This is a genomic window from Methylobacterium sp. B1 (assembly GCF_000333255.1).
Taxonomy (GTDB): Bacteria; Pseudomonadota; Alphaproteobacteria; order Rhizobiales; family Beijerinckiaceae; genus Methylobacterium; species Methylobacterium fujisawaense.
Genome location: NZ_BACT01000051.1, coordinates 1 through 5,930 on the forward strand (window position 1 = coordinate 1; position 5,930 = coordinate 5,930).

General features: G+C 69.7%; 6 protein-coding genes and 2 tRNA genes. 4 read left to right on the forward strand and 4 right to left on the reverse strand.

Annotated features, from left to right (window positions below; translation table 11 throughout):
* The 3 genes from rocF to I53_RS01480 form a co-directional block, all read left to right on the forward strand.
* Positions 1–794, forward strand: a 794-nt coding sequence (rocF, locus tag I53_RS01470) for an arginase (protein ID WP_043345918.1), incomplete at its 5' end; no start/stop codon positions are given.
* Positions 794–1,663, forward strand: coding sequence for an urease accessory protein UreD (locus I53_RS01475; protein WP_043345912.1), 870 nt, complete (start codon positions 794–796; stop codon positions 1,661–1,663). The genes rocF and I53_RS01475, both read left to right, overlap by 1 nt.
* Positions 1,664–1,780: 117 nt before the next feature.
* Positions 1,781–1,854: transfer RNA gene (locus I53_RS01480), tRNA-Cys, on the forward strand.
* Between the two features lie 63 nt (positions 1,855–1,917).
* Here I53_RS01480 and I53_RS01485 read toward each other — a convergent pair.
* Both I53_RS01485 and I53_RS01490 read right to left on the reverse strand, forming a co-directional pair.
* Positions 1,918–3,597, reverse strand: a complete 1,680-nt coding sequence (locus tag I53_RS01485; protein WP_043345914.1) for a methyl-accepting chemotaxis protein — start codon at positions 3,595–3,597, stop codon at positions 1,918–1,920.
* A gap of 303 nt (positions 3,598–3,900) precedes the next feature.
* Positions 3,901–4,167 carry a hypothetical protein gene (locus I53_RS01490; RefSeq protein WP_251982180.1) on the reverse strand — a complete coding sequence of 89 codons (267 nt, stop codon included), beginning with the start codon at positions 4,165–4,167 and terminating at the stop codon, positions 3,901–3,903.
* A 262-nt stretch (positions 4,168–4,429) separates the two neighbouring features.
* Here I53_RS01490 and I53_RS01495 point away from each other — a divergent pair.
* A tRNA-Asn gene (locus tag I53_RS01495) sits at positions 4,430–4,505 on the forward strand.
* A 38-nt stretch (positions 4,506–4,543) separates the two neighbouring features.
* Here I53_RS01495 and I53_RS01500 read toward each other — a convergent pair.
* A complete protein-coding gene (locus I53_RS01500; protein WP_251982181.1) occupies positions 4,544–5,620 on the reverse strand; it encodes a tyrosine-type recombinase/integrase in 1,077 nt (358 codons plus the stop codon).
* Positions 5,617–5,817 (reverse strand): hypothetical protein, encoded by a 201-nt coding sequence (locus tag I53_RS01505; RefSeq protein WP_043345916.1) that lies wholly within the window; start codon positions 5,815–5,817, stop codon positions 5,617–5,619. The genes I53_RS01500 and I53_RS01505 overlap by 4 nt, the downstream gene beginning before the upstream one ends.
* Positions 5,818–5,930: the final 113 nt, after the last annotated feature.

Sequence of the window (5,930 nt, forward strand, 5' to 3'; positions counted from 1 at the left end):
CCCCCGAGGGGCCCGCCGGGATGCGCGGGCTCGATGGCGTCGCCGCCTGGACGCGGGCCCTGTCCCGGGTCGTCGAGGGCGCCCTCGATGCCGGGTCGCTTCCGTTGACGGCGGGGGGCGATCACAGCCTGTCCCTGGGCTCCGTCGACGGCGTGTTGCGGCACTGTGCGCGGCATGGCCGATCCGTCTTCGTGCTCTGGCTCGACGCCCATGCCGACTTCAACACGCCGGCGACATCGCCCTCCGGGAACGTGCACGGCATGCCGCTCGCCGCCCTGTGCGGCGAGCCGGGCTTTCCACGCCTGTTCGCCGAGCCGGTCCCGCAGCCATTGTCCCCCGCCAACGTCCACCTGTTCGGGCTGCGATCGATCGATGCCGGCGAACGTGCGCTGGTGACGACGCGGCGGGTCGGCATCACCGACATGCGGACGATCGACGAATTCGGCGTGGTGGCGCCGCTCCGGCGGGTGCTCGACCGGGTCGCGGGCCAGGGCGCGCATCTCCATGTCAGCCTCGACATCGACTTCCTCGACCCGTCGATCGCGCCCGGCGTCGGCACCACGGTCCCGGGAGGCGCCACCTTCCGGGAGGCACATCTCATCATGGAGATGCTTCACGATTCCGGTCTGGTGCAGTCCCTCGACGTGGTCGAGCTCAATCCCTTCCTCGACGAGCGCGGGCGCAGCGCCCGGGTGCTGGTCGAGCTGGTGGCGAGCCTGTTCGGCCGTCGCATTCTCGATCGGCCCACCCTGCCGGTCGAGGCCGCCCCCATCGAGCCGGCCGGGCGCGGCTGATGGACCACCGCCTCCCCACGTCGTCATGCCCCCCCGCGGCGACCGGCGCCCCACCGGCACGCCAGCGCTCGGACGGGCGCGTCCGGCTGCGGGTGGGCCCGACCCACCCGGGCGGCGCGACGCGCATCCTCGATCTCGCCGAATCCGGCCCGTCGCGGCTCCGATTCCCACGGGGAACGGGCGCGCTGGAAACGGTCCTGGTCAACACCGCAGGCGGCGTGGCCTGCGGCGACACCTTCGCCATCGACCTCGCCCTCGATCCGGGCGCCGAACTGGTCCTGACCACCACCGCAGCCGAGAAGATCTACCGATCGGACGGCCCCGTAAGCCATATCGCCAACACCCTGGCTCTCGAGGCCGGCGCGCACCTCGCCTGGCTGCCGCAGGAGACCATCCTGTTCGACCGCGCCCGGGTGCGCCGCCGCTTCACGGCCGATCTCGCCGAAGGTGCGGCGCTGATCGCCGTGGAGGTCGTCGCCTTCGGCCGAGCGGCCAGGGGCGAGCGGATCACGGACGGGCTGTTCGCGGATTCCTGGCGCATTCGCCGGGGCGGCCGGCTCGCTTACGCCGACGATCTTCTGCTGGACGGCCCGATCAGCGATCTCCTCGCCCGTCCGGCGGTGGGCGGGGGAGCGCGCGCCTGCGCGACCGTCCTCGACATCGCCCCCGGCGCGGAGGCGCGCCTCGAGGAGGCCCGCGCCCTCCTGGCCGGGGCCGCCGCACCCGGAACAACGGCAGCCGCGAGTGCCTGGAACGGTCACTTGGCGATCCGCGCCCTCGGGGAGGCCGTCGGCCCGTTGCGCGGCCTCATCGCCCGGTTCGTGGCGCAGTATCGCGGCGTCGCGATGCCCCGGGTCTGGCAAAGCTGACAGGAACCGCCACGTCGGCGGCTCAGGACCGTTGCCTGCGACGGCCGACGTCTGCTAGAGACGCGCACCCGGAGCTGTCCGCCAAGCTCCGGACCGGATGGCAACGCCGTTCAGGAAGGCCTCGTGGCGGAGTGGTTACGCAGAGGACTGCAAATCCTTGCACCCCGGTTCGATTCCGGGCGAGGCCTCCATCCTTCTTCTTCCTCTCCTGGCTGATCCCGCCGTGATGCTCCGGCGTGAGCGTCGCCGCGCGCTCATGCGCTGTGGACCTGCGTCGTGAAGGTCTCGATGGCCTTCTGCAGGCTGTGCGCCCCGGACGTGACCCGCACGGCGCCGCCGCGCACCTGTCCGGCCTGCGCCTCGTTGGACGCGGCGGCGGCCTGAACACCGGCAACGCTCTCCGAGACCCTGCGGGCGTCCGCGGCCGCGCTGGAGATCGCCCGCGCGATTTCCTGGCTGGCCTGGCCCTGCTGATCGGTGGCCTTCGCAACTTCGGAGGCGATCAGGCTCATGCGGGCGATCGTCTCGCCGATCGTGCCGATCGCGCCGACCGTGCGTCCTGCGGCCCCCTGGATCGCCCCGACCTGCCCGGTGATGCGGTCGGTTGCGAGCGCCGTCTGGCCGGCCAGGGCCTTCACCTCGGCGGCGACCACCGCGAAGCCGCGCCCGGCGACACCGGCCCGGGCGGCCTCGATCGTCGCATTGAGCGCCAGCAGATTGGTCTGCCCGGCCACCTCGCGGATCAACGTGACCACCGTGCCGATCTCCTCGGCCGCTTGCGACAGGCTCATCACCGTCTCCTTCAGGCCCTGCGTGTCGGAGAGGGCGGAGGAAGCAATCTCGCTCGTGTGCCGCACCCGGGCCTCGATCTCCCGGGCCGAGACCGAGAGTTCCTCGGCAGCGCTGGCGATGCTGTCGACCAAACCGGCACTCTGGCTGGAGGCACCCGCCACGATGGCGGCCTCGGACGCCATCGCGCCGGCATTGCCGGTGAGCGTGTCGGCGGCCGCCTGCATCGCCTCGGCCGATCCGGCGAGATCGGCGACCGCGCGGTGCGTCTCGGCCTCGAAGGCATGGGTCGCCGTCGCCAAGGCTTCCGCCCGGATCCGGTCACGATCACGGCGCATCTGCGCCTCCGCGTCCAAATCGCGCTTCTCGATCAGAGCGGTCTGGAACGCCGCGATGGCGGCTGCCATCTCGCCGATCTCGTCGCGACGATGCGTGAACGGGATGACAAGGCCGAGGTCGTTGGCGGCGAGCGCCGTCATGCCATCCTTGAGACGGTGCAGGGGGCGCCGCACCTGGGTGACGATGATCCAGACCGCTGCGAGCAGCCCCAGCACGAGCGCCACCGCCGGCACGACCACGAGGGTGATCCGCGCCTGCCGCCGGTCGACGGCGTCCCCGGCGCGTCGGGCATTCAGGCGGCTCAGCACCTCCCGTCCAAGGGCGCCAATCTCGGCCACCATGCGCTCCCGATTCTTCACGGTCGCCTCGTCGGTCGCCTGGATCAGGGCCGCCTTGGGCGACACCGTCAGCCCCAGCTCGGCCGTGTCGGTCTGGTAGGCGATGAATTCCTTCACGAAGAGATCGAAGCGCCGGCGCCGATCTTCGGGAAGCTGATCTTCCATCGCTGCGAGGAAGGGTCCGCGCACCTGCTCCACCGTCGCAAGGGCGTCGTGGAGTGCCGACAGGCGCGTCCGTGCCTCGGCGGTGTCTTCCGCCGTGTAGAGGGCCGTGGCCTGCACCACCGCGTGCTCGATCGCCTGCCCTAGGGCACCGGCCTGCAGCCCGGCATTCCAGATCCTGTCCGTCGCGGCGGCGCGCTCCTGCTCCCAGTTCGACTGCCGGACGGCGAAGGCCGCGATGCCGATCGCCACGAGGGCCAGCAATCCGATCACTGCCGAGAGCTTGAGGCCGAGTGAAATTCGCATGGGAGCCGCGCCGCTTCAGCGAGGGTTACGAAGAGGCGCAGCTATACACGAACACTTCCTTTTGAACAGGTAAATATAGCCGGCAAACTCTATTATCCGATATGGCGATCGAGACCGATATCCATCAACGAATAGCCAGATCTTGCAGCACGCACACAGAATGATCACGCGCATACCGCGTGCTTCCGGACCGGACGACTGCGAATGCTGGATCTCGCGAGCGCTGGAGCTGCGTATTGGACCGCGTCGGGCCTATGGACGCCCGCGTGCCGGTGGCGGGCTGCGCGCCCGCCGCGAGACCCGTCAGCGATCCCGGGCAACGGGGGCCGGACTGCCGACCGGCTGACGGCGGGACTGCTCCTGCATCCGGAGCGCGGCGACGATCTCACGGCGGAGGTCGTCGCGCTGCACGTCGACGAGATCGGGCAGGATATCGGCCTCGTGCTCGTCGAGGGCCGCGATCAGTCGGGGACGGTCGGCGGCCCACTCGAAGGCGACGCGCACCTCGCGCTCCGCATAGGGGTCTTGGGGGTTCAGGCAGTGATGGGTCAGCATGATGGCAATGGCCACGCACCGGGTCGTCCGGGCTGGCGCTCCCGTAGGATCGCGTCGCGACATTCGCATGACCCTGGCGGCGACGGCCGGAGCGAGCGAGCCAAGCCAGCGGCGGGACCCGGCGCATATGTTGCCAAAAAGCAACATAGCGGGCGCTCGACTGCCATCGGTGCAGGCCGCGCCCTGTGACGCAGAGCGCCGTGCCGTGGAATGCCCGCGGATCATGCGTCGAGGCCCTTGCGTCCCGCGATCGCGGTGTGTAGAGACCCCCTCGTGATCCCCGATAGCTCAGTTGGTAGAGCAGGCGACTGTTAATCGCCTTGTCGCAGGTTCGAGTCCTGCTCGGGGAGCCATCACAAAACTAACCCTCTGATTTTGCTGAAGAAATCTGCTATCTCCGCCGCACCTGGGTTGGTGGTGCGGCGTCAGAGATCTCAGAATAGCGATCGGCAATGCGTGCGGCGAGCTTCGTTCTGTTCGCCCCGCGCACGTAAGTCGCGCTCTCCCGGCTACCCTCTGCCCACCCGAACCAGGCGTTCAGCTCGGCCTCTGTAGCGCCGTTCTCGGCGGCTCGGCGCGCGCCGGCTTTGCGCAGCCCGTGAGCACGGCCCGGAAGCCCCATCTCGGCGCAGACGTCCCGAAACCAGTTGCCGAAGCTCTCCTTGGTGTACGGTCGCCCCTTCTCGGTCGCGATGAACGTCAGTTCGCCGATTGGCGCGGCGGCGATTGATGCAGCCAGCGGCGGCAGGATCCGGATCGTGACTTCCTGCTCGGTCTTCTCGGTCATGATGCGGATCACGCCGTTGCGGACGTGCGGGCGGCCAAGCCGGGCGGCATCGCCACGTCGCAGGCCGGTGTAGAGCAGAATGTCGAGCGCAAGCCGCTCGCGCGTGCCGACCTTGTGTCGGGCCTCAAACTGGGCGACCTCCTCCTCGGTCCACGTGTGGAAGCCGTTGCGGTCGTTGGCGCCGGCCAGGAGCTTCACGCTCCGCGTCGGATCCGCCGGTACGATGTCGAGCGCCACCGCCCAGCCGAACAGCCCGCGCATAGTCTTGAGCCAATTGTTTGCGCCGTGCGGCTGCGCGGCCCGCTTGTCCATGCCCTTTTGGATAGAAAGCTTGTTGATGCGGTCCGCGGACTCGTGCCCGGCAGCCTCCTTCGTCTCCTTCAGGATGCCGGCGCGCTGCGCCCTGGTCGCGGCGGACAGCTCGGTCGTCCACTGAGCGCTCGCCATGTAGCTGTCGATCAGCCACCCGAGCGAGCCCGTCGTCTGCGCCTTTCGCGCCTCGACGTCTGGCGCATGACCGCGGACGGCCTTCTCGTACTCCGCCCAGAACGCCTTGCTGCCGAACGGCTCTCGCAGCCGGATCCGCGGCCCTTCTCCACGCCGAACGTACCAGACCTTTTCTCCGTGGCGGGTGGTCTCGTGGCGGAGGTGGAGCGGGCGCGGGCGAGGCATGGCGTTCATAGGGCGATCACCCGGGTCCGCTGCGCAAGCCGATTTTCACGCTCGCTGGGCTGGCCATCGTCGGCCTCGACGCTGATGCCTTCCGGCCGGAACACGATACGCACCTTCTCGACGCCGGCCGACCGCAGCGCTCGTGCCGCGCGCGCGATGTCGGCCTGAGTAACACTCGCACCTCTACGGGGCACCGCGTCCTCCATCGGTCTCGGATCGGTTGAGGGAAGGGGCGGGCTTGGCGGGGCTCTCAAGCATTCGACGCCTCCTTGGTGGCCGTGGACTCGGCGGGGGCGAGCCGAGCAGCTCGAGACATTCC

Coding starts and splice junctions, on each gene's coding strand:
- I53_RS01475 (WP_043345912.1), top strand. CDS start 794: ATGGACCACCGCCTCCCCACGTCGTCATGCCCCCCCGCGGCGACCGGC.
- I53_RS01485 (WP_043345914.1), bottom strand. CDS start 3,597: ATGCGAATTTCACTCGGCCTCAAGCTCTCGGCAGTGATCGGATTGCTG.
- I53_RS01500 (WP_251982181.1), bottom strand. CDS start 5,620: ATGAACGCCATGCCTCGCCCGCGCCCGCTCCACCTCCGCCACGAGACC.
- I53_RS01505 (WP_043345916.1), bottom strand. CDS start 5,817: ATGGAGGACGCGGTGCCCCGTAGAGGTGCGAGTGTTACTCAGGCCGAC.